Origin of the sequence: Cedecea davisae (genome assembly GCF_044095835.1) — a bacterium.
GTDB lineage: Bacteria > Pseudomonadota > Gammaproteobacteria > Enterobacterales > Enterobacteriaceae > Cedecea > Cedecea davisae.
The window spans coordinates 2,281,227-2,306,455 of sequence record NZ_CP172054.1 but is presented as its reverse complement, the minus strand read 5'-3'; the positions used below and the strand labels follow the sequence as shown (position 1 = coordinate 2,306,455).

General features: G+C 52.8%; 29 protein-coding genes. 13 read left to right on the top strand and 16 right to left on the bottom strand.

Translation table 11 applies throughout. The features are described from left to right. Positions 1 to 677: 677 nt before the first annotated feature. The gene (locus tag ACG1VR_RS11295) at positions 678 to 2,408 is read left to right on the top strand and encodes an ABC-F family ATP-binding cassette domain-containing protein (RefSeq protein ID WP_395490955.1); all 1,731 of its coding nucleotides are present in this window, start codon (positions 678 to 680) and stop codon (positions 2,406 to 2,408) included. Between the two features lie 206 nt (positions 2,409 to 2,614). Continuing rightward, positions 2,615 to 2,863: a hypothetical protein gene (locus ACG1VR_RS11290; protein WP_395490954.1), complete on the top strand. Its 249-nt coding sequence runs from the start codon at positions 2,615 to 2,617 to the stop codon at positions 2,861 to 2,863. 76 nt (positions 2,864 to 2,939) lie between these two features. Here ACG1VR_RS11290 and ACG1VR_RS11285 read toward each other — a convergent pair whose 3' ends face one another. Both ACG1VR_RS11285 and ACG1VR_RS11280 read right to left on the bottom strand, forming a co-directional pair. Then, a complete protein-coding gene (locus ACG1VR_RS11285; protein WP_115586240.1) occupies positions 2,940 to 3,119 on the bottom strand; it encodes a YnfU family zinc-binding protein in 180 nt (59 codons plus the stop codon). Between the two features lie 183 nt (positions 3,120 to 3,302). Next, positions 3,303 to 4,640, bottom strand: a complete 1,338-nt coding sequence (locus ACG1VR_RS11280; protein ID WP_395490953.1) for an esterase-like activity of phytase family protein — start codon at positions 4,638 to 4,640, stop codon at positions 3,303 to 3,305. Between the two features lie 194 nt (positions 4,641 to 4,834). On the opposite strand from ACG1VR_RS11280, the gene ACG1VR_RS11275 reads away from it, so the two are divergent. Together ACG1VR_RS11275 and ACG1VR_RS11270 are read left to right on the top strand one after the other, a co-directional pair. After that, on the top strand, positions 4,835 to 6,373 hold the full coding sequence (locus tag ACG1VR_RS11275) for a methyl-accepting chemotaxis protein (RefSeq protein ID WP_395490952.1): 1,539 nt from the start codon (positions 4,835 to 4,837) through the stop codon (positions 6,371 to 6,373). 130 nt (positions 6,374 to 6,503) lie between these two features. Further along, entirely contained in the window at positions 6,504 to 7,421 is a 918-nt protein-coding gene (locus ACG1VR_RS11270; protein ID WP_016536558.1) for a bestrophin family protein, read from the top strand. Positions 7,422 to 7,472: 51 nt separating this feature from the next. Here the strand turns inward: ACG1VR_RS11270 and ACG1VR_RS11265 are convergent, their stop codons facing one another. Continuing rightward, positions 7,473 to 8,153 (bottom strand): ArsR/SmtB family transcription factor, encoded by a 681-nt coding sequence (locus tag ACG1VR_RS11265; protein WP_395490951.1) that lies wholly within the window; start codon positions 8,151 to 8,153, stop codon positions 7,473 to 7,475. Between the two features lie 75 nt (positions 8,154 to 8,228). Between ACG1VR_RS11265 and ACG1VR_RS11260 the strand changes: the two genes are divergently transcribed. Together ACG1VR_RS11260 and ACG1VR_RS11255 are read left to right on the top strand one after the other, a co-directional pair. Continuing rightward, positions 8,229 to 8,588 (top strand): antibiotic biosynthesis monooxygenase, encoded by a 360-nt coding sequence (locus ACG1VR_RS11260; protein WP_016536560.1) that lies wholly within the window; start codon positions 8,229 to 8,231, stop codon positions 8,586 to 8,588. After that, positions 8,581 to 9,324: a sulfite exporter TauE/SafE family protein gene (locus tag ACG1VR_RS11255; RefSeq protein ID WP_016536561.1), complete on the top strand. Its 744-nt coding sequence runs from the start codon at positions 8,581 to 8,583 to the stop codon at positions 9,322 to 9,324. Before ACG1VR_RS11260 ends, ACG1VR_RS11255 begins: the two co-directional genes overlap by 8 nt. Here ACG1VR_RS11255 and ACG1VR_RS11250 read toward each other — a convergent pair. Next, positions 9,321 to 9,710 carry a rhodanese-like domain-containing protein gene (locus ACG1VR_RS11250; RefSeq protein WP_395491094.1) on the bottom strand — a complete coding sequence of 130 codons (390 nt, stop codon included), beginning with the start codon at positions 9,708 to 9,710 and terminating at the stop codon, positions 9,321 to 9,323. The two genes, ACG1VR_RS11255 and ACG1VR_RS11250, sit on opposite strands and share 4 nt — an antisense overlap. A gap of 66 nt (positions 9,711 to 9,776) precedes the next feature. Between ACG1VR_RS11250 and ftrA the strand changes: the two genes are divergently transcribed. Together ftrA and mgtS are read left to right on the top strand one after the other, a co-directional pair. Beyond that, a complete protein-coding gene (ftrA, locus tag ACG1VR_RS11245; RefSeq protein WP_395490950.1) occupies positions 9,777 to 10,781 on the top strand; it encodes a transcriptional regulator FtrA in 1,005 nt (334 codons plus the stop codon). Between the two features lie 121 nt (positions 10,782 to 10,902). Next, positions 10,903 to 10,998: a protein MgtS gene (gene mgtS / locus ACG1VR_RS11240; RefSeq protein ID WP_039898262.1), complete on the top strand. Its 96-nt coding sequence runs from the start codon at positions 10,903 to 10,905 to the stop codon at positions 10,996 to 10,998. A 131-nt stretch (positions 10,999 to 11,129) separates the two neighbouring features. Here the strand turns inward: mgtS and ACG1VR_RS11235 are convergent, their stop codons facing one another. The 3 genes from ACG1VR_RS11235 to ACG1VR_RS11225 are packed head-to-tail and all read right to left on the bottom strand — an operon-like array spanning position 11,130 to position 12,847. Further along, positions 11,130 to 11,801, bottom strand: coding sequence for a DUF799 domain-containing protein (locus ACG1VR_RS11235; RefSeq protein ID WP_395490949.1), 672 nt, complete (start codon positions 11,799 to 11,801; stop codon positions 11,130 to 11,132). Then, positions 11,798 to 12,157 (bottom strand): DUF4810 domain-containing protein, encoded by a 360-nt coding sequence (locus ACG1VR_RS11230; protein ID WP_016536566.1) that lies wholly within the window; start codon positions 12,155 to 12,157, stop codon positions 11,798 to 11,800. The genes ACG1VR_RS11235 and ACG1VR_RS11230 overlap by 4 nt, the downstream gene beginning before the upstream one ends. Positions 12,158 to 12,169: 12 nt before the next feature. Then, a complete protein-coding gene (locus tag ACG1VR_RS11225) occupies positions 12,170 to 12,847 on the bottom strand; it encodes a CsgG/HfaB family protein (protein WP_016536567.1) in 678 nt (225 codons plus the stop codon). A 242-nt stretch (positions 12,848 to 13,089) separates the two neighbouring features. Between ACG1VR_RS11225 and ACG1VR_RS11220 the strand changes: the two genes are divergently transcribed. Beyond that, the gene (locus ACG1VR_RS11220) at positions 13,090 to 13,449 is read left to right on the top strand and encodes an RcnB family protein (protein WP_016536569.1); all 360 of its coding nucleotides are present in this window, start codon (positions 13,090 to 13,092) and stop codon (positions 13,447 to 13,449) included. 45 nt (positions 13,450 to 13,494) lie between these two features. On the opposite strand, the gene ACG1VR_RS11215 is transcribed toward ACG1VR_RS11220, so the two are convergent. The 4 genes from ACG1VR_RS11215 to ACG1VR_RS11200 form a co-directional block, all read right to left on the bottom strand. After that, a complete protein-coding gene (locus ACG1VR_RS11215; RefSeq protein WP_016536570.1) occupies positions 13,495 to 13,752 on the bottom strand; it encodes a MafI family immunity protein in 258 nt (85 codons plus the stop codon). A 148-nt stretch (positions 13,753 to 13,900) separates the two neighbouring features. Beyond that, on the bottom strand, positions 13,901 to 14,803 hold the full coding sequence (locus ACG1VR_RS11210; RefSeq protein ID WP_395490948.1) for an alpha/beta hydrolase: 903 nt from the start codon (positions 14,801 to 14,803) through the stop codon (positions 13,901 to 13,903). Positions 14,804 to 14,919: 116 nt separating this feature from the next. Beyond that, entirely contained in the window at positions 14,920 to 15,381 is a 462-nt protein-coding gene (locus ACG1VR_RS11205; RefSeq protein WP_395490947.1) for a hypothetical protein, read from the bottom strand. 7 nt (positions 15,382 to 15,388) lie between these two features. Continuing rightward, positions 15,389 to 18,817, bottom strand: a complete 3,429-nt coding sequence (locus tag ACG1VR_RS11200) for a DEAD/DEAH box helicase (RefSeq protein ID WP_395490946.1) — start codon at positions 18,815 to 18,817, stop codon at positions 15,389 to 15,391. A gap of 244 nt (positions 18,818 to 19,061) precedes the next feature. Here ACG1VR_RS11200 and ydfZ point away from each other — a divergent pair, with 244 nt between their 5' ends. Next, entirely contained in the window at positions 19,062 to 19,265 is a 204-nt protein-coding gene (gene ydfZ, locus ACG1VR_RS11195) for a putative selenium delivery protein YdfZ (protein ID WP_172570408.1), read from the top strand. 37 nt (positions 19,266 to 19,302) lie between these two features. On the opposite strand, the gene ACG1VR_RS11190 is transcribed toward ydfZ, so the two are convergent. Continuing rightward, a complete protein-coding gene (locus ACG1VR_RS11190) occupies positions 19,303 to 19,593 on the bottom strand; it encodes a hypothetical protein (protein WP_172569883.1) in 291 nt (96 codons plus the stop codon). Positions 19,594 to 19,657: 64 nt separating this feature from the next. Here ACG1VR_RS11190 and tam point away from each other — a divergent pair, with 64 nt between their 5' ends. Then, positions 19,658 to 20,416, top strand: coding sequence for a trans-aconitate 2-methyltransferase (gene tam, locus ACG1VR_RS11185; protein WP_016536576.1), 759 nt, complete (start codon positions 19,658 to 19,660; stop codon positions 20,414 to 20,416). Here tam and ACG1VR_RS11180 read toward each other — a convergent pair. The 3 genes from ACG1VR_RS11180 to ACG1VR_RS11170 form a co-directional block, all read right to left on the bottom strand. Beyond that, positions 20,413 to 21,342, bottom strand: coding sequence for an AraC family transcriptional regulator N-terminal domain-containing protein (locus ACG1VR_RS11180; protein WP_395490945.1), 930 nt, complete (start codon positions 21,340 to 21,342; stop codon positions 20,413 to 20,415). The two genes, tam and ACG1VR_RS11180, sit on opposite strands and share 4 nt — an antisense overlap. Position 21,343: 1 nt before the next feature. Further along, positions 21,344 to 22,762 carry an aldehyde dehydrogenase family protein gene (locus tag ACG1VR_RS11175; RefSeq protein WP_395490944.1) on the bottom strand — a complete coding sequence of 473 codons (1,419 nt, stop codon included), beginning with the start codon at positions 22,760 to 22,762 and terminating at the stop codon, positions 21,344 to 21,346. 117 nt (positions 22,763 to 22,879) lie between these two features. After that, the gene (locus ACG1VR_RS11170) at positions 22,880 to 23,314 is read right to left on the bottom strand and encodes a multidrug/biocide efflux PACE transporter (RefSeq protein WP_016536579.1); all 435 of its coding nucleotides are present in this window, start codon (positions 23,312 to 23,314) and stop codon (positions 22,880 to 22,882) included. A gap of 88 nt (positions 23,315 to 23,402) precedes the next feature. Here ACG1VR_RS11170 and ACG1VR_RS11165 point away from each other — a divergent pair, with 88 nt between their 5' ends. After that, on the top strand, positions 23,403 to 24,266 hold the full coding sequence (locus tag ACG1VR_RS11165) for a LysR family transcriptional regulator (protein WP_016536580.1): 864 nt from the start codon (positions 23,403 to 23,405) through the stop codon (positions 24,264 to 24,266). Positions 24,267 to 24,348: 82 nt separating this feature from the next. Next, positions 24,349 to 24,972, top strand: coding sequence for a LysE family translocator (locus ACG1VR_RS11160; protein ID WP_395490943.1), 624 nt, complete (start codon positions 24,349 to 24,351; stop codon positions 24,970 to 24,972). Between the two features lie 47 nt (positions 24,973 to 25,019). Here the strand turns inward: ACG1VR_RS11160 and ACG1VR_RS11155 are convergent, their stop codons facing one another. After that, positions 25,020 to 25,208 carry a YdiH family protein gene (locus ACG1VR_RS11155; protein WP_016536582.1) on the bottom strand — a complete coding sequence of 63 codons (189 nt, stop codon included), beginning with the start codon at positions 25,206 to 25,208 and terminating at the stop codon, positions 25,020 to 25,022. Positions 25,209 to 25,229 lie beyond the last annotated feature (21 nt).

The following is a 25,229-nucleotide window of genomic DNA, read 5'->3' as shown; positions in this document are numbered from 1 at the left end:
CCGGCACCCGTGAACGTCTCAGGGGAGTCACCGTCACTCCCCTGAGCACCCGGACTCCCGGCGAGATAAATCGCCGCAAGCGGTAAACCTCCGTTTTATCTCCCAGCCCTGGGTCGGCTGAGATGCGTTCCCGACGCTCACAGCCTCCGCCCGCTCCCGGCGTCCGGACCCTGGTCAGTCGGAGAGAAAACGGAGGCGATTTAAGCCGGAACAAGTGCCGCGCTTTAAGCCCGCAGCAATACTGAAAATAACAGTAGCTTCAGGTCCCACAACCACGCCCTTGCCCCCCTGACACGTTCACCGTTCTCTGCGCGTGCAGGAACAACAGATATACGGGTGAACGGAACATCACAATACTTGCAGAGCTTATATCTTCTGGTTACAGCCGTTTATGCAGCCCGGAATTCTGGCAGTTGGCAGCCAGCTGAATTTCCCGCTACAATCGCTTCACCCATAAACCAACTGAATATAAGGAGGATCCCCATGTTGTCTTGTGAGCGTTTTAATCGTTCGCATACTTTTGGCGATCGTCACTGCTCAAGCGTTATCGGTTCCGTGCTGCGATAACTTCGGCTTGAGCGAAGACATTCACTAAATCCCTTCCCTCGGGCTTACCGGGTTATCGTCAGCTTTATACGACGAGGCGTTTTTACGCCCTAACTCTTGAGTAAGTACCTATGAGCACTTTATTAACCGCCCAATCTCTGCACCTCGACACCGCTTTCGGTTCGCTGCTGGAGTCCATCACTTTTACCCTGAAGAAAGGCGACCGAATTGGCTTAATTGGCCATAACGGCTGCGGCAAAAGTACCCTGCTGAAACTGCTGGACGGCACCCTCTTGCCAAATAGCGGCTCGGTAACGCGGGCCAGCGCCTGCTTGATGGCAAGGGTTGAACAACATCTGCCGGAAAGTCTCAATGAGATGACTATGCTGGACGCCGTGCTGGCGCAAATTGAGACGGGGCTGCGTGATAGCGAACGCTGGCGCGTGGAGGCTCTGCTGGCAAGCATGGGCTTTAACGAGACCGACTGGCTGCTTACCTCCGGCACGCTGAGCGGCGGGCAGCATACGCGCCTGCTTCTGGCGCGCGCGTTGATTAGCGAACCGGACCTGCTGCTGCTGGATGAGCCGAGCAACCACCTCGACCTGCCTACGCTGCTGTGGCTTGAGCAGTTCCTGCGTGGCTGGAACGGCAGCTTCGTGCTGGTTTCACACGACCGCAGCCTGCTGGATAACGTCACCAACGGCAGCTGGATTTTGCGCGACCGCACGCTGCATTTCTTTGCTCTGCCCTGCTCTCAGGCGCGTGCCGCGCTGGATGAACGAGATAAAACCGATGCCCACCGCCGGCAGGCGGAGCAGAAGGAAATTGACCGTATCGCCGCCAGCGCCAAACGCCTTGCTATCTGGGGCAAGGTCTACGACAACGAAGATCTGTCGCGTAAAGCTAAGCAGATGGAAAAGCGCATCGACAAGCTCAAGGATGAGCAAACCGAGCTAACCGCCGGGACACAGTGGCAATTGCGGCTGAAAGGCGAAGCGCTACCGGCCGACCGCCTGCTGGAGCTGGAAGCGCTGGATGTACGCCCCGCGCCCGAGTGCGAGCCGCTGTTTAATCTCCCCTTACAGCGGATTAAAAGCGGCGACCGCGTGGCGATTATTGGCCGCAACGGCTGCGGGAAATCTTCGCTATTGCGCCTACTCTGGCAACAGTATCAGCAGCCGCAGCAGGAGGAAGGCATCCGCCTGCATCCTCGCGTTCATCTCGGTTATTATGACCAGACGCTGCACCAGCTAAAAGACGGCAACACGCTGCTCGAAGCGCTTGAGCCCTTTGCCGCGCTTAGCGAACAGGACCGGAAGATGGCGCTGATTAGCGCTGGCTTTCCGTGGCTGCGCCACCAGCAAACCGTCAGCACGCTAAGCGGCGGAGAGCGTTCACGGTTGCTGTTTGTAGGCCTGACGCTGGCGCGCTACTCGCTGCTGATGCTCGACGAGCCGACCAACCATCTGGATATGGAAGGTAAAGAAACGCTGGCTGAAACGCTGCAAAGCTTTGAAGGTGGCGTGATGCTGGTGACTCACGACCGCGAGCTGATAGCCAGAGGCTGTAATCGCTTCTGGCTGGTGGATAACGGCGAGCTTAGCGAGTGGCACGACCTGGATGCGCTGTACGACCTGCTTACCGCCGAAGAAACCGGCCAACCGGTTTCCGAAGCTCGTCCTCCTCTCCGGGAGGACAGGCCAAAATCCTGGCACGAAAGCGATGAGCTACTGGAACGGCTAATCGAGCTGGAGGAAAAGCTGGCTGAGGATATGGCGCGTAAGGAAAAGCACCAGAAACCGGCGCTGCAAAGTCAGTGGCGAAGTGAGATTGAAGTGTTAAATAAAAAATTAGCGATATAACTAATAAGGCCACTGTAATGGTGGCCTTATTTTTCATGAAATACATCAGCGCCATTAATTCCCTAATATATTCTTTTCTTTTTTGCGCGGCTTACTTAACATTAAACACCCCGAGATAACCTTATGCTATTTATCGCCGACGGCAAGTCGTTATTTTAAATAGCTGATGTACTTATTGGATCGACTAAAAACGAAAGGATACGACTATGCAAATAGTAAATTTAACGCGAGCCTTGTTTTGCAATAGTGGGAAAGCAGCATACCGGTTAGTTTTAGGCAACCCGCGATTCAGCCGCTTCGCCACCTTTGTCATCTCGATAAAAAACGAAAATGCTCAATTTAAATTAGCTAACGCTAATCTAAGCAGTAAGGAAAAGATTCTTTTAAAAAACAAAGTAGCCACCTATAGCAAACACTTAGAAAACATAAACTTCCTTAACGCGACGGGAAGATAAACCCAGGTTTTTCAACAACCTCCCCCTGGGTTCATATCAGTTTTATGTTGCCCGGGGGATGTTTTCGTGAAAAACGTTACCTCTTGTCTTGCTGGCGGCATTCAGAGGGAAGAAATAGCGTGCCGCAGTGGGTGCAGACCAGAATTCTGCCTTTCTTTACCTTCGCCGAACTCTGCCGTGACCGGTGCCCGCACCATGGACAGGCCAGACTCACCGAGGGAGAGAAAAACGCTTTAATAAAGCTGATATATGACATCAGGCATATCTCGTGAAGGGGTCTGCAACCTTACGCCCGTTACCCGACAATAGCCCTTTATTTAGTTTTTATTTTCTACTTTTGCGTGGTGTCAGCCACATCAGTGAAATTTTTTGCCCGATGACCCAAAACGAAGCATTAGCGTTCCCGCTCTTAAGGAAAGAGAGGGAACGCTCCAAATAATTATTTCAGCGGCTCCGCCAGCTTAATCACCCACAGCTCATTCTGTGATTCTGGCTTCTCCAGCGGCTTCAGCTCGATTTTAGCATCCACTTCTTTTCCGTCTTTCAGCAGGTGACCCTTGCCGTCAACCTGATAGTCGTCGGCTTTATCCAGCACCGCCTGTAGGCCAAAATCGTTATCGTTGATAACCGCGATAGTCTGGTTATCAATCAGCGCCATTCCTTCGGCTTTCTCCTGCTGCCAGCCAAGCTTGCGCAGGTCGGCAACTTCTTTCTTGCTCGCCAGTTTGATACCGCGCGCTTTCAACTGCTCCGCGTCATCAAATTCAGGCGCTTTTTCTTTATCGAAGTTCGCCAGGTCAGAAGCGTCTTTCAGGTCAACAACATAGACCAGATTACGCATCTGTTTATTCTTGTCGCCACCCTGCTCAATCAGCAGCAGGCGATGATTGTCCAGCGCCACAATGTCACCGATTTTGGCATCTTTGGCCTTTTTGTAGACATCAACGTCTATCGGGTAGCCGTACATTTCAGTTTTGCCGGTCGCCGGGTCAAGGCTGACCAGACGAGTAAACTGTGCGCTGTTTTTGGTTTTACCGTCGATGTCGAGCGTGCTTTGCACCGCAGCGATAATACGGCCGTCTGGCATACGGGTAATGCCTTCAAAACCGCGGTTCGGCTGGCGCCATTTGACGATGTTTGGCAGCCCGCCAGCCACGCCTTGCTCACCATGCTCCGCCTGCGGGCCGTATTTCTTCAGAATTTTGCCGTTAGCGTCGATATTTATCACAAACGGGCCATATTCATCGCAGATCCAATAACCGCCTTTACCGTCCGGCGTGATGCCTTCGGTATCCAGCCCGCGCTTGTCGCTGCTGAGCTGTTTCAACGTGTCGCTTAGCGCGATTTCATTGGTCGCACCGATAAGACCTTCCGGCAGCGGCAGGCCGCTAATTGGCCCCTGGTCATCATGCAGTGGTTTGGCATCCACGGCTTCGGCTTTGCCATTCCCGACACGAATGGTCATCATCAGCGGAGTAAATTTGGGATTAGCAAAAATCTTTGACTCTTTTTTACCCGCCTTCGGCGAGTCAGCATTTGGCCCGCGGTCGGTTACCGTAGCGAACACCAGATCATCGCCCTGCTTGCCGATAAATGTCAGGCCTGAACCCACGCCCACCGGCAAGCCATGCGGGAAGTTAGCGGCGTATTCACCTTTGTATTCCACGCTATCACCTTGCGGGAACGTGACAACGTAACGGTCAGTCTGCGCATCAGCAGCGTGACCGGCCAGAGGTAAAACGGTACTGCAAAGCAAGGCAAGTGTTTTTAATTTCATGGTTTTTATACACATCAGTGGTTGAAGTACCGGAGTTATAAAATAGACAGATGACAGTAAGATTACACTTTGTGCGCTTAACTCGCGCGACGGTAAATATCCGGCTCCTTCTGCCGATAACCCTACAGCCAGCAATGACGAAGAGCGTTCGCCGCTGGCAGGGAAAGAATATTTTATCGATGTAAGGATTAATTATGTCAGTCAGGCGTTTTTCGATTTTAGTTTTCAGTACGTTACTGCTTATTTTTCTCGCCAGCACCGCCACCAATATCTGGTCTCTCACCCGCAGCAACCACGCCCTAAATGACGTAAATAGCGAAATTCGCGTTGTGTTATCGGTTATCGACCCGATCAACCATAGCCGCACCATGCGCGTACGCGCGATGCAGGCAGTCCAGGAGATGGACCTGGGTAACGCGGCACAGGCAACAAAGAGCCTTGAAGGCGCAAGCGAAGCGTTGGGCAAAGCTGATTCCAGCTTCCAGGGCTATATCAACGCCGTTAAACAGCCCGGAGAGCAGATGCTTGCCGATGACTACAAAGCAGCTTATCTCGCCTATCGTGACCGGGGCCTGCAACCCCTGCTGGATGCGGCAAAAGCCAATGATAAAACGCGATCTACCGAACTGGTAACGGCGACAATTCCAATGCTCGATCGCCAATTTGAGATAACGCTGGATAAACTGCTTGCCTTCCGGGAACAACATGCCCGCCAGCTAAATGAGAACGCGCAAAGCGGATTCCACTCAAGCCTGGTCACCCTCGCCCTGTTTGCAGCACTGTTTATCGCTATTCTGGCCGCTATCTTTATTCTGCTTAAAGTCCGCGTGCTTAAAGAACTGGATACCGCCAAAGCCCACTGCACTGAAATTGCTAACGGCCTGCTGCATCGCTCGATTGAGATCAAGTCTAAAGATGAAATTGGTGAAATGATGCATAGCCTCGAGCAGATGCGTCTTTCCCTCACCGAAATCATCGGCCAGGTGCGCGAGTCCAGCCATACCGTGGCTCACGCCTCCGAAGAGATAGCCGCGGGCAATACCGACTTATCCGCCAGAACCGAAGAGCAAGCCGCCTCACTTGGCGAAACTGCCGCCAGTATGGAACAGCTTACGGTGACGGTAAAACGCACCTCAGAAAGCTCGTACCAGGCGAATACACTGGCTAACGGCATGCTGGCCGCCGCCAACGACGGGCAGCAGATTGTCAATCAGGTTATTGATTCTATGCGCAATATCGAAACCAGCTCCGGCAAAATCGACAGCATTATTTCAATTATCGAGGATATTGCCTTCCAGACGAATATTCTGGCTCTCAACGCGGCGGTTGAAGCCGCCCGCGCAGGAGAGCAAGGCCGTGGCTTCGCGGTAGTTGCGTCCGAGGTGCGTAACCTGGCACAGCGTTCCTCCGTCGCCGCGAAAGAGATTAAGGATTTGATTGAGCTTTCCGGGCAGCAGGTGACCAACGGCAGCGAGCTGGTGAACCGCGCCGGACAGAGTATGCAACGCATCTCCTCTTCCATTAATCAGGTCACGACTCTGATGGCAGAAATTGCGGTGTCCACCGGCGAGCAGAGCCGCGGCATCGAACAGATTAACCAGGCCGTGCTGCAAATGGACGTGGTAACCCAGCAGAATGCCGCCCTGGTGGAGCAGGCTTCCGCCGCCGCGATGTCGTTAAAAGAGCAGTCGCAGATGCTAAATGAATCAGTATCGGTATTTAAACTGGCCTGATTCGGCTGGCAAAGTGCCGCCTCGTATCTCAACGCGGCGGCATCTTGTTAATGTTTTGTAGTGATAAATGTTGATCTGGGTCACGGTCTGCCGTTAAATACAGGCTCTTGTTACTATTCTGTTACTCATCATGATCGTTCGTCCGCATCAACATTGGCTGGCCCGCCTGTTCGTCTGGCACGGCTCGGTACTGGAAAAAATCTATTCCCGCCTGCTGCTGAACCTCGCACTTTCAATCAGCGTGATTTTCTTTCTGCCGTGGTATGAAACGCTTGGCATCAAGCTGACCATTGCGCCATTCAGCATCCTCGGCGTTGCTATTGCTATCTTTCTGGGGTTTCGCAATAGCGCCTGTTACGCCCGTTTTAACGAAGCGAGACTGCTTTGGGGCCAGCTGGCAATCACCTCCCGCTCGCTGCTGCGCGAGGTGAAAACGCTGTCCGGTGAGCAACCAGAGGCGGTACAGCAGTTCGTCAATTTGCAGGTTGCCTTTTGCAACAGCCTGCGCATGACGCTGCGTAAAAAGCCGCAGCACGAAACGTTGAGCCGCTTTCTTACGCCGCAGGATTTAGCCTGGGTGAGCGAGAGCCACGCGCCCTGCAACCGTATTTTAATGTTGATGGGCAGTTGGCTGAACGACTGGCGTAGGCGCGGTGTTATCTCGGACGTGCTGTGGCGCAGCCTTGATAATCATCTCAACGAGCTGTCTGCGGTTTCTGGCGGCTGCGAGCGCATCATCTCCACTCCTATGCCGTTTGCCTATAGCCTTATCCAGCACCGCACGGTCTATATTTTCTGCATTATGCTGCCGTTTGCCCTGGTGACCGACCTGCATTACATGACGCCGTTTGTCTCGGTCTTTGTTTCCTACACCTTTATCTCGCTGGACTCGCTGGCGGAAGAGCTGGAGGATCCGTTTGGCACCGAGGATAACGATCTGCCGCTGGATGCCATTTGCGTAGCCATCGAGCGTGATTTGCGGGATATGAATGACGAGGCGGAGAAACCGGAAGCCCTGAAGCCTAACCGGCATTATCGGCTGAACTAATCAGCTGCGCTGGGCCTGAAATATCCTCTCCCGGTGTGGGAGAGGAAAACGCTAAAACACCACGCCAAACACTTTCCCCAGCCTGCGCTTGCCGGTGTCGGAAATATGCAGTTCACGGCTGACTAAATCGCGTTTTACCCACCCTTTTTGCTCGCAGGTGTGCAGAAGCGCTTTTCCCAATTGGCCGCCAAGATGCTCGCGCCTTTCGCTCCAGTCCAGGCAGCCGCAGGCCTGGCGCCGCCGCGACGAGCCGATATCTATATTTACCCCAAGCCCAAGCAGTTGCTCACGCCCATGATTCGTTAACTCGTAGCCCTCACCCTCCAGCCAGTTAAGCTGAAACAGCGAGTCGTGAATGGCTACCGCAACTTCTCCGGCCATGTGGTCGTAGCAGGTTCGGGCGTAGCGTAAATTGTCGGGGGTTTTGCTGCGCAAAGATGCTCTATCCATCCCCGCAAGCCCCATCAGGCCCTCAAGCGCCCCGGCTATTTGGCTGCTGTAAAGCCGGTAGTAGCGGTGCCGCCCCTGCTGCACGCAGGCAATTAGCGACTGTTCCATCAGCTTTGCCAGATGGCTGCTGGCGGTAGAAGGCGCAACATTTGCCATCACGCTCAGCTCGGTAGCCGTCCAGGCGCGGCCGTCCATCAGCGCGCACAGCATGCTGGCACGGGTTTTATCGGCAATCGCGGAGGCGACGGCGGCGAGGCGGGTTTCGAGAAAATTGGTTTCCATATTTCGATGCTCAGCGAAGCGTCCGGTCCGGCGATGATTTAGGGTTAATGCGACATAACAACAAGGAGCAACCTGATGATCGCCGTGATTTTTGAAGTTCTGCCAGCAAAGAATAACTATAACCGCTATCTTGACCTGGCGGCAGAGCTTAAACCGCTGCTGGCGGAAATAGACGGGTTTATTTCAATCGAACGTTTTCAGAGCCTTAGCGAACCGCAGAAAATTCTTTCGCTCTCGTTCTGGCGTGATGAAGCCGCCGTGTTGCAGTGGCGCAATCAGGAGATGCACCGGGGCGTACAAAGCCAGGGGCGCAATTCCGTGTTTGAAAATTACCGTCTGCGGGTGGCTCACGTCGTACGTGATTACGGCATGTTTGACCGGGAGCAGGCCCCTCAGGACAGCCGCAGCGCCCACGAAGGAAATCCTCATGAATGAATTGACGCTAACGCTGGCAATTGCGGCAACCTTCGTGCTGGCGGGCACGGTTAAGGGCGTAACCGGAATGGGGCTGCCGACGGTTGCAATGGGCATTCTTGGTTCGCTTATTTCTCCGCTAGCCGCAGCAGGTATGCTGCTTCTACCCTCCTTCCTGACCAATTTGTTCCAGCTTTATGAAGGCGGCAACCTGCCTGCTTTGCTGAAGCGCCTGTGGCCGATGATGTTGACCATTGTGCTCGGCACGCTGGCCAGCAGCAGCCTGCTTGCCTCCGGGAGTAGCCACGCCACGACTATCGCCCTGGGCACAGCGCTGATTATCTATGCGCTGTGGACGCTATTTGCCAGTCCCCTGCACATTCCCCCACGCCATGAACCCTGGCTTTCGCCGCTGATAGGCCTGCTAACCGGCCTGCTGACCGGCGGAACCGGCGTGTTTGTTATCCCCGCCGTGCCTTATATCCAGTCGCTGGGTTTACAGCGCGATGAGCTGGTACAGGCTCTCGGGCTGTCGTTCACCTTCTCCACTCTCGCGCTGGCCGCCGGGCTTTGGTGGCACGGAGCTCTGCAAGATATTGCCCTGGGCACTTCGGTAATGGCGGTACTCGCCGCGCTTATCGGGCTGTTTGCCGGGCAGCGTATTCGCAAGCGCATCAGCCCGGTTGCGTTTAAGCGCGGCTTTCTGGTCTGCCTGATACTGCTTGGCGCGGATATGGTGCTACGCGCGCTGCTCTAGGCAAAGGCCAGTTTTTCATTTTCCCACCCGGTGATGCCGCCCGGCATCACTTTTACCGGCCTGCCGAGGCGGGCCAGTTTTAGCGCGGCCTGGTCGGCACCGTTGCAGTGCGGTCCGGCACAATAAACAACGAACAGCGTATCCAGCGGCCATTCAGCCATGCGATCCGCGGTAATAAAACGATGGGGTAAATGAATTGCGCCGGGAATATGGCGGCGGGAAAACGTTTGTTCTGTTCCAACCACATGCAGAATAACGAAGTCTGTTTCGCCGCTCTGGATAGCGGCATTCACATCCGCACAGTCGGTTTCCAGAGACAATTTGTGCAGGTAATGCGCGGCGGCAATATCAGGTGCAGCGGCCGGGTAATCGGTAACATAGCTCATCATAGTCCTCCTTTTAGAGTGAGCTTTGATTGTGCCGGACAGGCCCCCTCTTGACAGCTGGCATAAATGACCATTAGCGTAAAGATTATGACAAAATTAATCGCTGCCGCTAAAAACCCGCTGGTCGTCGCAATCGCCTACGACGGGCTTTGCACTTTCGAATTCGGCGTTGCCGTCGAGATCTTTGGCCTGCCGCGCCCGGAAATGGGCGAAAACTGGTATCGCTTTGCCGTTGCGGGGGTTGAACCCGGCGAACTCCGGGCAATGGGAGGCATAAGGCTGACGGTGGACGGAGGGCCCGAGCTGCTCGATACGGCCAGCCTGATAATTGTTCCCGGCTGGCGAGGCGTTGACCAGCCTGTGCCGGAAGCGCTTATCCGGGCGTTGCAGGCTGCTCACCGGCGCGGAGCGCGCATCATGTCTATTTGCTCCGGCGTGTTTGTCCTGGCGGCTGCCGGGCTGCTCAACGGCAAGCGGGCAACCACCCACTGGCGCTACACCTCAGCTTTGCAGACTCGCTTCCCGGAAATTGAAGTTATGCCGGACGTGCTCTACCTGGATAACGGCGATGTGCTGACCTCGGCAGGTAGCGCGGCAGGAATAGATTTGTGCCTTTATTTGGTGCGCCAGGATTTTGGCTCTGCCGCGGCCAATAGCGTCGCACGGCGCCTGGTCGTTCAGCCCCACCGTGACGGAGGCCAGGCTCAGTTTATTGAGCAAGCGGTGCCCGTTGAGTATGAAGGCGAACGCTTTGCTCCGCTGTTTGACCATCTCCAGCGTCATTTGGCTGATAATCATTCCGTGGCGAGCATGGCGGCCTTTGTCGGTATGAGCTCACGAACTTTTTTACGCAGGTTTGAGGCCGCAACCGGTATGACTCCGGCGCGCTGGCTGCTGCAAACCCGGCTCAAACGCAGTCGCGAACTGCTGGAGAACAGCCAGATGCAGGTGGAGCAGATAGCCGAACTGGCCGGTTTTGGTTCCGCTGCGACCCTGCGGCATCATTTCCGGAAACATTTACGCACCTCTCCCGGCGCTTATAGAAGTACATTTACTTCTCAAAACGAATAATTTACCACCGGTTAGGCATTGTTTAAGTTGTGTACGCTATGATGGCTCCACTCATCTGAGTAAACCCTTTTTTATCACGCGAGGTATTTCTATAGAAATGCAGTAATCTGGAGGATTAATTATGTTAGGGAACATGAACGTATTTATGGCAGTACTCGGAATAATCTTGTTTTCCGGTTTCCTTGCCGCCTGGTTTAGCCACAAATGGGATGACTAATGAACGGTGACCTTCCCCCACCTACGACGCCTCTCGCGAAATAATATTTCCGGGAGGCGTTTTCTTTTGTACTGCACCAGAAATAAAAAACCGCCAGCAGGCTGACGGTTTGTGAATGAATCGGTCAACTATTACAGCGCTGTTTTACCATATTCAGGTGAGCGAGGCCCGTACAGCAGGCCGTTGCCCCCACCCGCTGACAGCAAACGCGCGCTGGTCACGCCCGCAACATCATGCGATTTATCGGTAGCCGTATTGGCAATCTGCGTCACGGCTGCGGTGATTAAGATACCTAACAGGCTGTTATTGCCGCTGTTATTGTTACCTTCGTCGGACGACGCGGTAGCGCTCTTTTTCCACAGCTCTTTACCGGAACGTAAATCAACCAGGCGAGCGTCAGCCGTTACGCGAGTGCTGCTATTAATAACCTGGTATGAAGTCCCATAGGCCGTCACGTTAAGATATAAAACCGCATCTGCGCCAAAAATATCGTGCAGCTTCTTAACAGGGATAGCGTTAATGTCATTCGCATTGCTCACCCCATTTTGCTTAAAGGTTTCTTCAACCACCGCTACCGGGAAAACGTAATAGCCAGACTCTGCCAGTGGCATTGTCACTTCACTCAGGAAGCTATGCCCGGCATTGATCTCCGGGGAGGCATTTTTCGGCGTCAACACCAGGATGCTGCGCGGTTTGCTCTGTTTAAAAGCTGAATAGTCCGTTTTAGGCGCGTTAGAATTCTGGGCACAACCGCTTAAGACCAGAGCAGAGGCTACGGCAAATAAAGCTAATAATGATTTCATTTCAGGGCGCTCTTATTTTTGCTGGTGAGAAAATCGATATAAGTAGCAGATTCAGGGAATGCCCTTTTCTCACTATTAAATTCAGTCATCGCCAGATCCATTTTCCCCGTATTGCTATAAAGCATGCCAAGGTGAGCATGTACGCCAGGAGGAACTGGTTTTGAGCTGGCTTTCGCTTTTTCAATCAGCTGCTGCAGAGCAGCAATTTGCTCCTGCGGGTTCGCATCCTGCGAGTAATATTTGTATACCGTGTCCTGATAATTATCCCATTTATAGATTTGAGTGGGTGCCTTAGCGGCGCAACCTGCCAATAATAATGCAAAAGTAACAAGTGTAACTTTATATAAACCAGTCATTATAAATTCCGTTTAGTTTGTTTTTGCCGGGTTCCAGGCGCCGGAATCGATACCAGCAACAAGATTGTTCACCGCTTCACGAATAGCCAGATCCAGCACTTTGCCGTTTAGCGTGGAGTCATAGCTGGCGGTGCCGCCGAAGCCAATAATTTCGCGGCTGGAAAGCGCGTACTCGCCGGCCCCCTGAGACGAAAAGACCACTTCAGAAGTTTTTACATTAACGACATTGAGAGCAACTTTGGCATAGGCTATTTGCGATTTACCGCGCCCCAGAATACCGAACAGTGCGCGATCACCGGTTTCTTTACGCCCAAATTCCGTGACGTCACCGGTAATAACATAGGTGGCGCCCTTCAACTGCTGGCTTTTGCCATTAATATCGGCTTCTGCTTTAATTTCCTGCATATTTGCGCGGTCGAGAACGTTGAAACGCCCGGTTTGCTGCAAATCGGTCTGCAAAATAGTCTTAGACTGGTTACCTAATCTGTCTACACCATCCGAAAAAATACCGTTCATGTAATCAGAGCGGTTGTCGAATTTACCAATGGAGATCGGACTGCGAGGGCCCTGCCACGGCGTGTTGTAGCTAGCTACTTTAGCCACTTCGAGCGTACGGGAACTTTCCTGTGCACAGCCGCTGAGCACCAGCGTAGCAACGCACAACGCGCCGAAAGATATTTTTTTATACATTACGTCTTCATTTCCTTGTCAAATGAACGATAAGCCTCTGCAAATCGTGAATAACCCTGAGGATATCGGCAGTGCGACATTCTTCTTTACCGCAACCGCCCCTCCTAAATTTGGTAGATATCGGCACCTTACGGAGGATTTGCTAACAAAAAAATACAGTGCGTAATGAGCAAATCAGGAAAATTCGTTGTCTTCGTTAAACGATTAAACAAAAGCGGACTGGATTTCACTCTGGAGAATTTATGCGCAAGTCGACGAAAGTGGCAGTATTGACAGCGGTATGGCTGGCGGGCGCGTTGCCCTCTTTGGCCTTTGCCTACTCGGGGGATAAACAGCTTAAAGCAACGGCGCCGGGCACGTCCGCGCAATCCTACGAACTTAAAGAATTCTCCTCAGATTTCAAAATGTATAAGATTGGCGATATCGCACCGGAAATCTACCGTAGCGAGCCTTACAACATCAAAAGCTGGCAGCTGCGCCACCTTCCCGCTCCGCAGGCTGGAAGCCACTGGACCTATATGGGCGGCAATTACGTGTTGATTACCGATGCCGAAGGGAAAATACTTCAGGCAATGGCCGGGGATATATTCTACCAGCACTAAGGATTACCCAACCCTAAGGCCGGATATCCTCAGTGTGACCATGGTTTATTTCAATAAATTTCGCAGGGGATCGATATCAGAATATTGATTGTCGATCTCCAGTTGCCCGGCAATATCTAATACCTGTCTGTATTCCTCCGGGCTAATGCGCACCTGATAATTTGCGATATGTCCGCATAGCGTTTCAAACGCCAGTACGTTTTCAGAAAAGTCGATATATTCCAGCGCAAAGTCGATAAGCGACGAATCGAGCCGGTTTTTAAGAGCCTCACCAAAGGTTTTAATTTTTTCGTTGATATCCATGTTGACCACGTAAAGTTAATTGTTATTTGCGTGCCATCATTGCGTAAGAGGATCGGCATCCTGCCGAAATACATCCTTTGGGATATCGGATTACGAGGGAATTTCTTGAGGGGAATTATCAGCTGTATTTTTAAATAACGATCGTTCTCTAACTTTCAGCCAGCCATTTGGCATAATGCTGCGGCCATTTTACGGTTGGCGTTCCGGGTTTACCCATTCCGAACCCGTGACCACCGCTGCTGTAGCGGTGCATTTCTACCGGCACATGCCGCTGCTCGCAGGCTGCCGCCATGATTAGCGTGTTCTGAGGATTGGACACCGGGTCGTCCTCCGCCTGAACCAGGAAGAACGGCGGAGAATGCGGCGTAACATAGTTTTGCACCGACCATTCAGCGTTCTGAGCCGCTGGTGCATCTTTGCCCACCAGAATTTTATGGGTTGAGGTATGGCTATAGGGCTCTTCCAGGGTAATTATCGGGTAAATCAGCGCCGCGCGGTCTGCAAACGCCGCCGTGTCGTCCAGCTTGTCCTGGCGAGGATACGAACGATAATCCTGCCGTGTGGCGGCCAGGCCAAGCAAATGGCCTCCGGCTGAAAACCCCAGCACGCTGACGTGTTTTTCGCGCTGGCGAATCACTCTTAATGCCCGCTGGGCATCCTGGAGCGCCACAAGATTGCCATCGGCCCAGCCTTCCCCCGGCAGCCGGTAGCTGAGTACATAGGCGGTATACCCCCGCTCCGCCAACCATTCGGCGGCGGGCCAGGCTTCTGAGCCCATTTCAATCCGCTTATAGCCTCCACCGGCCGCGACCAGCACCGCATGGCCGTTTGATGAAGCGGGTTCAATAACGGTAAGGACAGGGATCGCAACATTGCTTTGTGCGCCGCGCGCGGAGGTTTGAATACTCCCCGAAGGCCCACCTCCGCCGGGAGGCGAGCCGTTCCACAGCGGAATAACCGAGCGTTTAATGCCTGATGAAGCAAAGGATACGCCAGCCTTTGCGGCTAACAGACTGGCGGTAATACAGGTAATAAAATGACGACGATCCATATTAAGCTCCTGGCAACACAGGCTTTGTAATATGCCAAAACAGTGTTGCTAAACTAGCAGGATAAACGTTAATAAGGTAACCAGCCGTTTCATCAGAATTTATCTGACTACTGTTATCAGGCGCCGCGCCTCCCGAGAATACCGCGCGGCATTTCAGCAATGATATCGCTTTTGATTTTTTCCATCTGCGACTCAGTTTGAGCCGCCCTGCTCTCATGGGCTTCACGTAGAGTGGTACGTGTTTCCTTCAACTCATCGCGCAGCCTTTCGCTAATGCGGGTTTCCATTTGCTCCATAATTCTGCTTAGCCGTTGCTCAATAACTTCATCAACAATGGCCGGTAGCCGGGATAGGCTGTTCTCAATCTCTTCCTGCTGCTTTTGTATTTCAGCGCTCTTTTCCGTTAATGCAGCAATTGTGATATTTGCCTGTTCAAATGTGCTGCCGGCGTTTTTCTGTGCATCATGAACATCCGTCAGTAAATTTCTAAGTTCTTCTACTTTGCTTATCACTTCGCCAAGCTTTTCACTGGATGCTTTCACTTTGGCAATGGCATCAAAACCTTCTTCAAAAGACATTATTTCCTCAGATTATTTGAGCTAATTCGTCAGCAACTTCCCGGAAAAGAGCGGATTTGATGGCCGCCGCCGGGAGATCTTTATGTATAGATAAAAGCTGGTATCGTGTTGGCTTAGCCTCGAGCAGCCAATGGGCGATAGCTTCCCGGGCGTAGGCGTTACTTCCCGCAACTTTGGCCAGGAGCGTATGCCCGTCCTCTTCCCAAAAGCGAAGAACACCTTCGGGGACAGCTTGTTGAAAACGCATACGTGTTTCAGTGTCTGATGCCGTTTCATTTAATAATTGCAGGCAGGCAGCCGCAAGATTCAGACCGGGGCTTTCCTGAGTGCCCTCAAGTAAACGAGCCAACTGGGCGGATAATTTTCTCAGGATAGAAGCATCGAGGAGCTCCTCGCTATCTTTTGATGTAATTAATGCACAAAGCGCCTCCGCCGACTCGGCCAGCGTCATGTCTCGCAATGAGGCCAGCTGGAACGCATTATTGTCCACTTTAAAAAACGATTCGAGCGTGTCGCGAAAGGCAACGGCCTGCTCGGGCGTGTATTTCAAACAAGCATTGTACAAGTTCCAGGTAGATTGCAGCCTGCTGCCAAGCTGAGTCCTGCGCACCCAATCCAGCAGCAATGAATAAAGCCCTGGCCAGTTTTCTGTTTCTTTGGCCAGGACATTCAATTTCTCTATCACCACTGACTCGGCCGCTCTACCGTCAATGGACTGGATACGAGCTTTAACCGTGCCGCAAGCTTGAGAGAAGCTGGTTTTTAACCGTCGAACCTCTACCGCCTGCACCGAAAGCTCCTCACCTTGTCCTCTCCCCCAGTCAATGACGGTCCAGGGTTCAATTAATCCCATTTGATAGAGGCGGAAAAGCGTCAACTGGAAACGCAAACCGTTGTGCAAATCTCCACATACGCTCTTTATATGTATTGTTAAGCTGTCTTTCTCTGAATCGCGGATAATCCCATGGAGGCGGGTAACCAGATCCTGTTCATCCGCCAGAGAAATTAATCCCTGCCTGAGAAACCAAAGCTGTGAACGGAAATCACCTCTGGAAGCCTGGCCTCTTGAGGATATTTCGTTTTCCACCGCTTCAGGTGTCAGGTTTGCTTGCAGCTTGAGCCAGATTTGTTCCGCCTCATCGGTTTCTGCGCGGAATAACATATGGCAGTGCGACGGACGGCGATCTCTCCCGGCGCGGCCAGCCTCCTGGTAAAATGCCTCCATTGAGCCAGGCATTCCGACATGCAGCGTATGCCGAACATTAGACTTGTTGACGCCCATCCCAAAAGCCTTGGTGGTGATAATGATATCAAGCAGACCTTTCTTCCAGCATGACTGAACCACCTGCTTATATTGCTCATAATCATTTGACGCCGTCAGAGGTTTATTTTGCAATATCCGCCACGCATTTTCAGGGTTAAAGCTCTTAGGCATCGAGCCGGAAAAGAACCCTATTTTTAAATCACCACGCTTCTTCGCAAGGCTTTGCGATAATAATTCGACACCATTTTTTCCACTGGCGTACCTCGAAAATATATGCACAGCCGGCGCTGGCTCATCACTATTTACTGGCGCTATTTTCTCAATCTTTTTAATTACTTCGCTGGACGAGTTATCTCCTTTATAGATAGAGAAATTTAACTCAGTGCGGCTTCGGTGCATTTCGTAGGCAATGAACTCATCCGGAATCTGGAATTCGGTTTGAATATCCTTCAACACATTCACGCTTGCCGTTGCCGTAAGCCCGAGAACGGGAATATCACCGGCAATTTTGCGGAGTGTACCCGGTAGGGTGAGATAGGAAGGCCGAAAATCGTGCCCCCACTCACTCATACAATGGACTTCATCAATAACAAACATTCTCAGCAAATGGGCCTGGCGTAGCCGGAGAACGATACGGCGGAACCCTTCTGTTTGAAAACGCTCTGGAGAAACAAATACAAAGCGCATATCGCCGCTTAAGATTCGTTCTTGATAAATTTTATCTCTCAACGCTGCGGGCATGTCGCTGTCAATATTGACGACTCGGCCAGAGAAGCCAGCATTTTCTAGTTCTGCACAGTGGTCCCGGCCGAGAGCTTTGATCGGGACCACTACAATGGTGACCCCCTGGCTCAATAACGCAGGAATCTGAAAGCAAAGGGATTTCCCACCTCCTGTCGGCATCAGCCCCAGCGACTTTTGTCCTGATAGCGCATTTAAGATAAGCGTTTCCTGCCCGGGGCGAAAACTGCCATGCCCAAAGATTCGATAATTTAATTCATTCAGGCATTCACCAGAATATAAACCAACAAACCTTTGATCTGGATTTTTCGCGCTTAGATAAGATTTTCCGGAGCACCGCAGCCTGATTAGCTTAGCTGGAGATTGCGTCCCTATAGAGAATGAGTGACTTTGCACCGGGCTGGTATATATCGTTATACCGGCGGTATTTCCCGCATTATCATCCGGGCGGCTGAAAAGTCGCATATCAAAAAGCAACCCATCATCATCAAAAACAAGGTCGGGAGGAGTAAACGCCTGGTTGCGTATTTTTGAAAACAGTGAAAACCAACCAAATAACTCTTCGAACGCCCGACCAATCCATTTGCGCTCTGGATCGGAAATGAAGTCTTGTTTGATATTCACTCGCCAGCTGGATGACAGCAAATCTAATTTGCCGCAGGAAATGGCCAGCATTATTGCAATTTGTAGTCTAAGAATGGCGGTTAATTCATACCGCACCGAGGGTTGCTGCTGCTCTCCGTCTGAGAGCATCTTTTTATATCCAGCAAGCTGCTTGCTCTTTTCAAAATGTGCAGTTAATTGGCCGATAAAATCATAAAAATGATTGTTTTTAAGGCGCATATCCTCAGTTTTTAGGCGCAGCGTTTTAATACCATGCTGTACCAGAAAGCCGTCTCTTTGCCGGTCCTTGAGTTTCTGGTGAGTTTCTCCATGCTGCCCTCCATCGATTTCAATAACCAGTTCTGCCTGTGGCAAATAGAAGTCTACTCGTTCAGCGTTGGCTCCGGACATCAGCTTGTAAGACGCACCCAGTGCGCTGAAAAGCGGGTACTCGGGAACCATAAGGCCGCAGACAAATTCCCACCCTCTCAGGTAGTTGGGGATTATCTCATCAAAAAATTCCAGGGCAGGGTTGTAGCCATCGTCGCCACCGAGAATAGTCTCTCCCCAATAAGGGTGGGTTTGCGTCGATAATAACAGCGAAGTCTGGGCCAGCTGTTCCCACTGGCAGCTCATAAGCTTAAGAAGCTGAGGAGTTGGCCGGGTTGGAGCACCTCGAGTTAAAATAGCAAAACTATTTGCCACATAATCAGGTACGGCTCCGCATTCATCTGTTAAGCCATCCACCTCGAACAGAATATCTCCCTTAAAATATCCTGCACAAACCGAAATTCGTGTATTTTTTGAAGCAGCAAAGAAAGGTTGCATTACAAACAACGCTGTATAAAAAGACGATCGGAGAAAGATATTCAGCCGCCAGACTTATGTCAACTCATGCTCCAAATTAGTTAAAAAAACGACACTTTAATAGTTTACAGGTGTAACTATCAGCACCCAACATTCATCATACAAATGAACCAGTATTGATCTCGATTAATGTTCAGCTGCCACCGGATTTTTTAAAATAGTGGCCGTCAGATTTTTTCATTCGCAAAGAGGAGCACTGAAAATGATGATGACCTGGGACCGCAATCGCAATGCCATTACCGCAGGTAGCCGTGTGCTGATTAACGGCACGGGCAAAACTGGCGTGATTAAGGCTATTCACGGCGAAGGGAAAAGTGCCGAGCAGATTCGCCGTAGCAAGTGCGTGGAAGTAGAAGGCTGTGAAGGACAATATGAGCCAACGGAATTATTCCGTCTTGGGCTTCACTAATGATTAAAATTACCCGGCATTGTGCCGGGTAATAAAACTATTTGCGCAGCGCTCGTACCTGGGAAAAGCCGTGCTCAAACACGCTGTCAGCGGCGCAGATAATGACAATGACGTCTCCGCCTGAGGCTTCGCTCAGTAAGCGCTCCAGTTCGGCGTCCAGCTCGCGGTTCATCTTCGGCATCGCAAGGTGCATTTCGCCCGGATAATCTTCGTCCTCATCGGGAGGCATGTCCTCGATGCGGCTGCCTTTCACCACGTAAATCAGCAGCTCGTTGCCATTATGGTTAAGTTGTAGTCTTAAATATTTGCCTACCGGATGTTTAGCCATGCGTTACCTTCAATAGCGTATAAAATAGTTGTCGGCATGTTAGCAAAGCAACGAGGATAAAACGATGCAGGACTGGAACCCCGCGCTCTATTTGCAGTTTGAAGCTGAACGTACCCGCCCGGCGGCCGAGCTGGTTGCCCGAATTAACCACCCTGATGCCAAAACGTTTACCGATTTAGGCTGCGGCCCCGGCAACTCCACCGCCCTGCTGCGCAACCTTGCCCCCACGGCCGCGATTATCGGCCTTGATAACTCTCCGGCGATGCTGGCCAAAGCCGCCGCCGCGCTGCCCGACTGCCGTTTTGAAGAGGCTGATATCGCCAGCTGGCAGCCGGAAGTGAAGCAGGATGTGATTTTTGCCAACGCCTCGTTACAGTGGATACCGAATCATAAGCAGGTGTTTCCGCACCTTGCCTCACAGCTTGCCGCAGGAGGCGTGCTGGCGGTACAGATGCCGGATAACTGGCAGGAGCCGACGCATAGCCTGATGCGCCAGGTGGCGGACGAACTGGGCATTTCGCGTTCCAGCCGCGAGGCGCTGCTCGTTGCGCAGGAGTATTACGATTTGCTGGCGGGATCCGGCTGCCTGGTTGATATCTGGCGCACCACCTACTTCCACGTCATGCCCTCTGCCCGCGCGATCATCGAATGGCTCAGCTCCACCGGCCTGCGCCCTTATCTGAACGGGCTGGACAGTAATCAGCAGGAGGCGTTTCTTGAACGCTATCATCAGTTGCTCCAGCGAGCCTACCGCAAGCAACATGACGGCAACGTGCTGATGCCTTTCCCACGTTTGTTTATCGTGGCGCGTAAACCAGCCTAAAGCGAGGAGCCCTGCTGGCGCAGGGCATCGATATCCTGAAGAGGAGATGCTCCGAACGCGCGGCGGTATTCCCGGCTAAACTGCGAGGGCGAGTCATAGCCCACCTTCCAGGCAACGCTTGCCACATCGCCTTCGCTGCTCAGCAAGCGACGGCGCGCTTCCAGCAGCCTTATCTGTTTTTGATATTGCAGCGGGCTCATGATGGTCAGCGCTTTAAAGCGATGATGCAGGCCAGAGGTGCTCATGCCCACGCGCTTCGCCAGCTCATCAATTATCAGCGGTTCGGCATAATTTTGTTTTATCCAGGCGATAGCTTCCCCTACGCCTTTACCCTGCGCCCAGCCCAGGGCCTGTTTCCAGAAAGCGGCTCCCACCGGGGCAACGACCAATCGGTAAAGGATTTCCTGCTTGATAAGCGGGGCAAGGGCGTAAAGGTGTTCCGGGCTGTCCAGCAGTTGAACCAGCCGCAAAAAAGCCGCCTGAAGCTCTTCTTCCGCGTCGGCAACCCAGGCACCGGTTTTCTCCCCGCTGCCGTCCGGGAGCGTAACTTTCATGTTCACTACCAGGTCGGCTATCTCTTTGCCGTCAAGATCGATGCGCACGCCATAATAAGGTTTCTGAGCGGTGGCCTCGGTTACCTGCCCGGAAACCGGCATATCCACCGCCGCAAGCGAGTAGCTGCCCGGCCCGTATTCGCTGACGCGTTCGCCAATCAGCATTTTTTTGCTGCCCTGAAGCACCATGCACATAGAAGGCGAAAGCATGCCGCGGTTAAGCAGCGTCGGGCCGTCCAGGCGAATAAAACTCAGCCACGGCAAGGCGCTACCCAATTCTTTCAGGCCTGAGTCTTGTGGCGAAAAACGCCCGGCAACCAACCTGCATAATTCACTGATAATGCGGCCCGCAGGCCGCTCCTGTTGTTGCATCTCACCGCCCCATAATGGCTTTTGGTTCAAGATACGCTTCCAGCCCGTAGACGCCAAACTCCCGCCCCAGACCCGACTGTTTGAAGCCGCCAAACGGTGCGAGCGGCTCGTCGTAAACGCCGTTAATAAACACGCGCCCGGCAATCAGCTGGCTGGCAATAGACGCCGTACGTTCAGCATCTTTCCCGCTGACATAAGCCTGTAGGCCATAAACCGTGTCGTTGGCAATTTGCACCGCTTCGGCATCGTCCCTGTAGGTTATAACAGACAATACCGGCCCGAAGATCTCCTGCCGGGCAATAGTCATATCATTGCGCACGTTGACGAATACCGTAGGCTTAACAAAATAGCCGCTGGTTAAGCCCGCCGGACGACCTTCCCCGCCGCACAGCAGCTCCGCACCTTCTTCGATGCCGGTACGAATGTAATTCTGCACGCGCTGATACTGGCGGGCGGTAACGGCGGTCCCGATAGTAGTCTGCGGGTCGCTCGGGTCACCCACCACCAGCGTATTCAGGTGTTTCAGTATCTGCTCTTTAACTTCTTCCAGACGGTTTTCATGCACCAGCAGCCGCGTTCCGGCAATACAGGCCTGGCCGCTGTTCCACGACATAACCTGCAAGGCCAGAGGAATTGCCCGCTCAAGATCCACATCGTCGAGCAGCACATTGGCCGATTTTCCACCCAATTCAAGCGTTACGCGCTTCATGGTCGCCGCGCCGTCACGGGCAATAGTTTTGCCCACGTCGGTTGAGCCGGTGAAGGAGATTTTGGCAACGTCCGGGTGGCGCGTTATCTCGGCTCCCACCACATTGCCGAGGCCGGTGACAATATTAATCACGCCGTCAGGAAGGCCAGCCTCATGCAGACATTCGGTAATCAAGGCCGTTTGCTGTGCGCTTAGCTCGCTGGGTTTAATAACGGCCGTGCTGCCGGAGGCGATAACCATGGACAGCTTATTGGCAATAAAACCGTAATTAGCGTTCCAGGGCGTAATCAGGCCGACAACGCCAAGCGGCTCCATAACTACTGTAGCCGTACCAACCTGGGTTTCGAATGGATAGTTTTTCAGCAATTCGCTGGCCTGAAGAAAGCCGGTATATGAGCGGACGACGGTGCTTTGGGCAAAGCCGGTCGGGCAACCGTACTCTTCTACCATAGTTTCTATAAGCTCGGACTCACGCGCTTTTAGTGCATCATGCAGCCTTTGCAGCCAAATCATCCGCTGTTCGCGGCTTGAAAGGCGCATCTGGGGAAAAGCTGCTTTTGCGGCGGCGATGGCAAGGCGGGTATCTTCTTCATCCGCCAGGCGAACGTGGGCGACGGGCTGCTCGCTGACCGGGTGAAGCAAAGTCAGCACCTCGGTGCCGTGCGGCGTAAGGTGCTGACCGTTGATATAAATAGTATTGAGGGTTTTCATGGGTTGCGCTCCAGGGGTTGTGTCTACCGTTTAAGTCTCGGTGACTCAGGCCATTTTCCTGTAGCGCAATCCTGTTGGATGATTGCACAATCCTGCAAAAGCGGATTAAATTTTCAACTACCTGTTCTCTGCGGTCTGGAAACGACGCGCCCGTACCCAGTCGTAACACCAGTTATAAAGCACGGTATACGGCAGGAAGAACAAGAAGAAGCCGATTTCAACCATCAGCGCCTGCAGCAGAGTAACGTTAAGCATCCACGCCGCCAGCGGCAGACCGATCAGAATAAAGCCCCCTTCAAAGCCCAGCGCGTGGGCGATGCGCAGAGGCATGCCGCGTTTGCGGGACGGCGGGAAGAATTTATCAAACCCGGTGTTATAAATAATGTTCCAGACCATGGCGACGGTGGACAGCATGATCGCCAGCGCTCCCATCTGGAACAGCGGTTTATTCATCAGCCATGCGGCCGTGGGTGCACAAATACCAATGGCGATAACTTCAAAACCGACGGCGTGCACGATACGTTCGGCGAAGGTTCTGTTTTGCGATTTCATTTTTATGACTCCTGTTTCACAAGGTCGCCATTATCATCGCAATTACTGATATGATTAAGCTAACAGCCATCGATAAAAGCGATAGTTCATGCGTTACTCACCGGAATCTCTGGAAGCCTTCTTACAGGCCGTTGAAACGGGCTCTTTTTCCGCCGCCGCGCGCAAGCTGAAAAAGAGCCAGTCCACCATCAGCAGCGCGATTGCCAATCTTGAGGCGGATTTGGGCGTGACGCTGTTTGACCGCCACGCCCGCCAGCCAACGATTACCGCCCACGGTCAGCGGATTCTGCCCTACGTACAGGCCATATTTGCCGCCAGCGAGCGGCTTGATGAGGTCTCGGTAAGGCTGGCGGATAACGTCGAACCGCGCCTGAGCTTTGTGCTCTCCGACATGTGGCAAACCGCCCATCATGAGTCGATTCTTCAGCAGTTTTCCGCGCTCTACCCGGATATAGAGTTCGAGTGCATGATTGCCGAAGATGAAGACGTTATCGACCTGCTGCAATCCGGCCGCGCCCACGTAGGCGTTTTGCGTGTGCAGAAAAATTATCCGCCGGATATCACCGTCGCACGCCTGCAGGTTGGCGCCGAGATGACCATTTTTATCCATCGGGATCACCCTCTGGCCGCCCGTAAAGAGGTGCGAATGGACGAGTTACATACCGTACGGCAGCTGGTGCTGAAAACTTTTGTTCGCCCGGGTAATGTGGCCGAGCGCGGGCCCGTTTGGTCTTCACCTTCTCTGCTGTTGCTGCTGGAGATGGCGGAACAGGGATTTGGCTGGGGAATATTGCCGAGCTGGCTGGTGAAACAGTTTGGCCACGGCGTGCTGAAGGCGCTGCCGGTGGAAGGCTGGCCTCAAATGCTGGAAGTTGACGTTGCATGGTCGAATAAAACACCGCCGGGCCCTGCCGGGCGATGGATGATAGACAGGTTACGGGAGCGGCAGTAATAAATGCGCACACAGTTTCAGTTGTCAGCCTTTGTATTTTCAGGTTAAAAGTTTTGTTTCCCCACTCACAGAAAGGCCGCAGATGAGCGCTATTACCACCCTTTTCGCAATTACCGCCACCGTTACGTTGGGGGCGATGAGCCCCGGCCCCAGCTTTGTTTATGTGGCGCAGAATGCCGTTGCTCGTTCACGGGCGCACGGCCTGGTGACGGCTTTAGGCACCGGCGTTGGTGCTGCGGCGTTCTCGCTGATGGCGCTTCTGGGTTTACAGGCTTTTCTTCTGGCGGTTCCGGTGGCGTATACCGGAATAAAAATTGCGGGAGGCATTTATCTGCTGTGGCTGGCTTATAAAATCATTCGCCATTCACGCGAGCCGCTACACGTAGGCAATGTCGGCAAAAGTGAGAAGAGCATGTTTTCGACCTTTCGCGACGGGCTTTTCACCCAGCTTAGTAACCCGAAAACGGCGGTAGTTTTTGCCAGTATTTTCACCGCGTTGCTGCCGCGAGAGATCCCGACCTTCTATTATGTGGTGCTACCGTTGCTCTGTTTTGTGATTGACGCAGGCTGGTACTCGATTGTTACGCTGGTGCTCTCATCTGAAAGGCCACGCAACGCGTATCTGCGCTTTAAGACGGTTATCGACAGGCTGGTGGGCGGCGTGATGGGGATTCTGGGGCTGAAGCTGATTTTCTTTTCACGCTGAGCGTGAAAACAGAAAGCCACCGCAGACGGTGGCTCATTCGAGAGGAATCAATGAATCCCCAACCGGTGCGCATGGGAGATTTCTTCGCGCAGCTCAAGGTGGGTTAAGCCCAGTAGATCGGCAAACTCCAGTTTTAGCTGCTGCAGGCGGATCAGGAATTGTGCGGGGGTCAACTGCTCCTGCTCACGGCGAAGAAATTCAAACGCTAAGGTGGTTGGGGTTATCTCGGTGTCCATGTTAATCCTCTGTTTGGTTGT

Excerpts from the sequence above, each read along its gene's own strand:
- ACG1VR_RS11235 (WP_395490949.1), bottom strand. The coding sequence starts at position 11,801 with ATGAAATCATTATTAGCTTTATTTGCCGTAGCCTCTGCTCTGGTCTTA.
- ACG1VR_RS11200 (WP_395490946.1), bottom strand. The coding sequence starts at position 18,817 with ATGCAACCTTTCTTTGCTGCTTCAAAAAATACACGAATTTCGGTTTGT.
- tam (WP_016536576.1), top strand. The coding sequence starts at position 19,658 with ATGCAGGACTGGAACCCCGCGCTCTATTTGCAGTTTGAAGCTGAACGT.
- ACG1VR_RS11290 (WP_395490954.1), top strand. The coding sequence starts at position 2,615 with ATGCAAATAGTAAATTTAACGCGAGCCTTGTTTTGCAATAGTGGGAAA.
- ACG1VR_RS11180 (WP_395490945.1), bottom strand. The coding sequence starts at position 21,342 with ATGCAACAACAGGAGCGGCCTGCGGGCCGCATTATCAGTGAATTATGC.
- ACG1VR_RS11155 (WP_016536582.1), bottom strand. The coding sequence starts at position 25,208 with ATGGACACCGAGATAACCCCAACCACCTTAGCGTTTGAATTTCTTCGC.
- ACG1VR_RS11225 (WP_016536567.1), bottom strand. The coding sequence starts at position 12,847 with ATGTATAAAAAAATATCTTTCGGCGCGTTGTGCGTTGCTACGCTGGTG.
- ydfZ (WP_172570408.1), top strand. The coding sequence starts at position 19,062 with ATGATGACCTGGGACCGCAATCGCAATGCCATTACCGCAGGTAGCCGT.
- ACG1VR_RS11170 (WP_016536579.1), bottom strand. The coding sequence starts at position 23,314 with ATGAAATCGCAAAACAGAACCTTCGCCGAACGTATCGTGCACGCCGTC.
- ftrA (WP_395490950.1), top strand. The coding sequence starts at position 9,777 with ATGACCATTAGCGTAAAGATTATGACAAAATTAATCGCTGCCGCTAAA.
- ACG1VR_RS11175 (WP_395490944.1), bottom strand. The coding sequence starts at position 22,762 with ATGAAAACCCTCAATACTATTTATATCAACGGTCAGCACCTTACGCCG.
- ACG1VR_RS11295 (WP_395490955.1), top strand. The coding sequence starts at position 678 with ATGAGCACTTTATTAACCGCCCAATCTCTGCACCTCGACACCGCTTTC.
- ACG1VR_RS11285 (WP_115586240.1), bottom strand. The coding sequence starts at position 3,119 with ATGTCATATATCAGCTTTATTAAAGCGTTTTTCTCTCCCTCGGTGAGT.
- ACG1VR_RS11275 (WP_395490952.1), top strand. The coding sequence starts at position 4,835 with ATGTCAGTCAGGCGTTTTTCGATTTTAGTTTTCAGTACGTTACTGCTT.
- ACG1VR_RS11205 (WP_395490947.1), bottom strand. The coding sequence starts at position 15,381 with ATGTCTTTTGAAGAAGGTTTTGATGCCATTGCCAAAGTGAAAGCATCC.
- ACG1VR_RS11220 (WP_016536569.1), top strand. The coding sequence starts at position 13,090 with ATGCGCAAGTCGACGAAAGTGGCAGTATTGACAGCGGTATGGCTGGCG.
- ACG1VR_RS11265 (WP_395490951.1), bottom strand. The coding sequence starts at position 8,153 with ATGGAAACCAATTTTCTCGAAACCCGCCTCGCCGCCGTCGCCTCCGCG.
- ACG1VR_RS11190 (WP_172569883.1), bottom strand. The coding sequence starts at position 19,593 with ATGGCTAAACATCCGGTAGGCAAATATTTAAGACTACAACTTAACCAT.
- ACG1VR_RS11210 (WP_395490948.1), bottom strand. The coding sequence starts at position 14,803 with ATGGATCGTCGTCATTTTATTACCTGTATTACCGCCAGTCTGTTAGCC.
- ACG1VR_RS11280 (WP_395490953.1), bottom strand. The coding sequence starts at position 4,640 with ATGAAATTAAAAACACTTGCCTTGCTTTGCAGTACCGTTTTACCTCTG.
- ACG1VR_RS11215 (WP_016536570.1), bottom strand. The coding sequence starts at position 13,752 with ATGGATATCAACGAAAAAATTAAAACCTTTGGTGAGGCTCTTAAAAAC.
- ACG1VR_RS11270 (WP_016536558.1), top strand. The coding sequence starts at position 6,504 with ATGATCGTTCGTCCGCATCAACATTGGCTGGCCCGCCTGTTCGTCTGG.
- mgtS (WP_039898262.1), top strand. The coding sequence starts at position 10,903 with ATGTTAGGGAACATGAACGTATTTATGGCAGTACTCGGAATAATCTTG.
- ACG1VR_RS11230 (WP_016536566.1), bottom strand. The coding sequence starts at position 12,157 with ATGACTGGTTTATATAAAGTTACACTTGTTACTTTTGCATTATTATTG.
- ACG1VR_RS11255 (WP_016536561.1), top strand. The coding sequence starts at position 8,581 with ATGAATGAATTGACGCTAACGCTGGCAATTGCGGCAACCTTCGTGCTG.
- ACG1VR_RS11260 (WP_016536560.1), top strand. The coding sequence starts at position 8,229 with ATGATCGCCGTGATTTTTGAAGTTCTGCCAGCAAAGAATAACTATAAC.
- ACG1VR_RS11250 (WP_395491094.1), bottom strand. The coding sequence starts at position 9,710 with ATGAGCTATGTTACCGATTACCCGGCCGCTGCACCTGATATTGCCGCC.
- ACG1VR_RS11160 (WP_395490943.1), top strand. The coding sequence starts at position 24,349 with ATGAGCGCTATTACCACCCTTTTCGCAATTACCGCCACCGTTACGTTG.
- ACG1VR_RS11165 (WP_016536580.1), top strand. The coding sequence starts at position 23,403 with ATGCGTTACTCACCGGAATCTCTGGAAGCCTTCTTACAGGCCGTTGAA.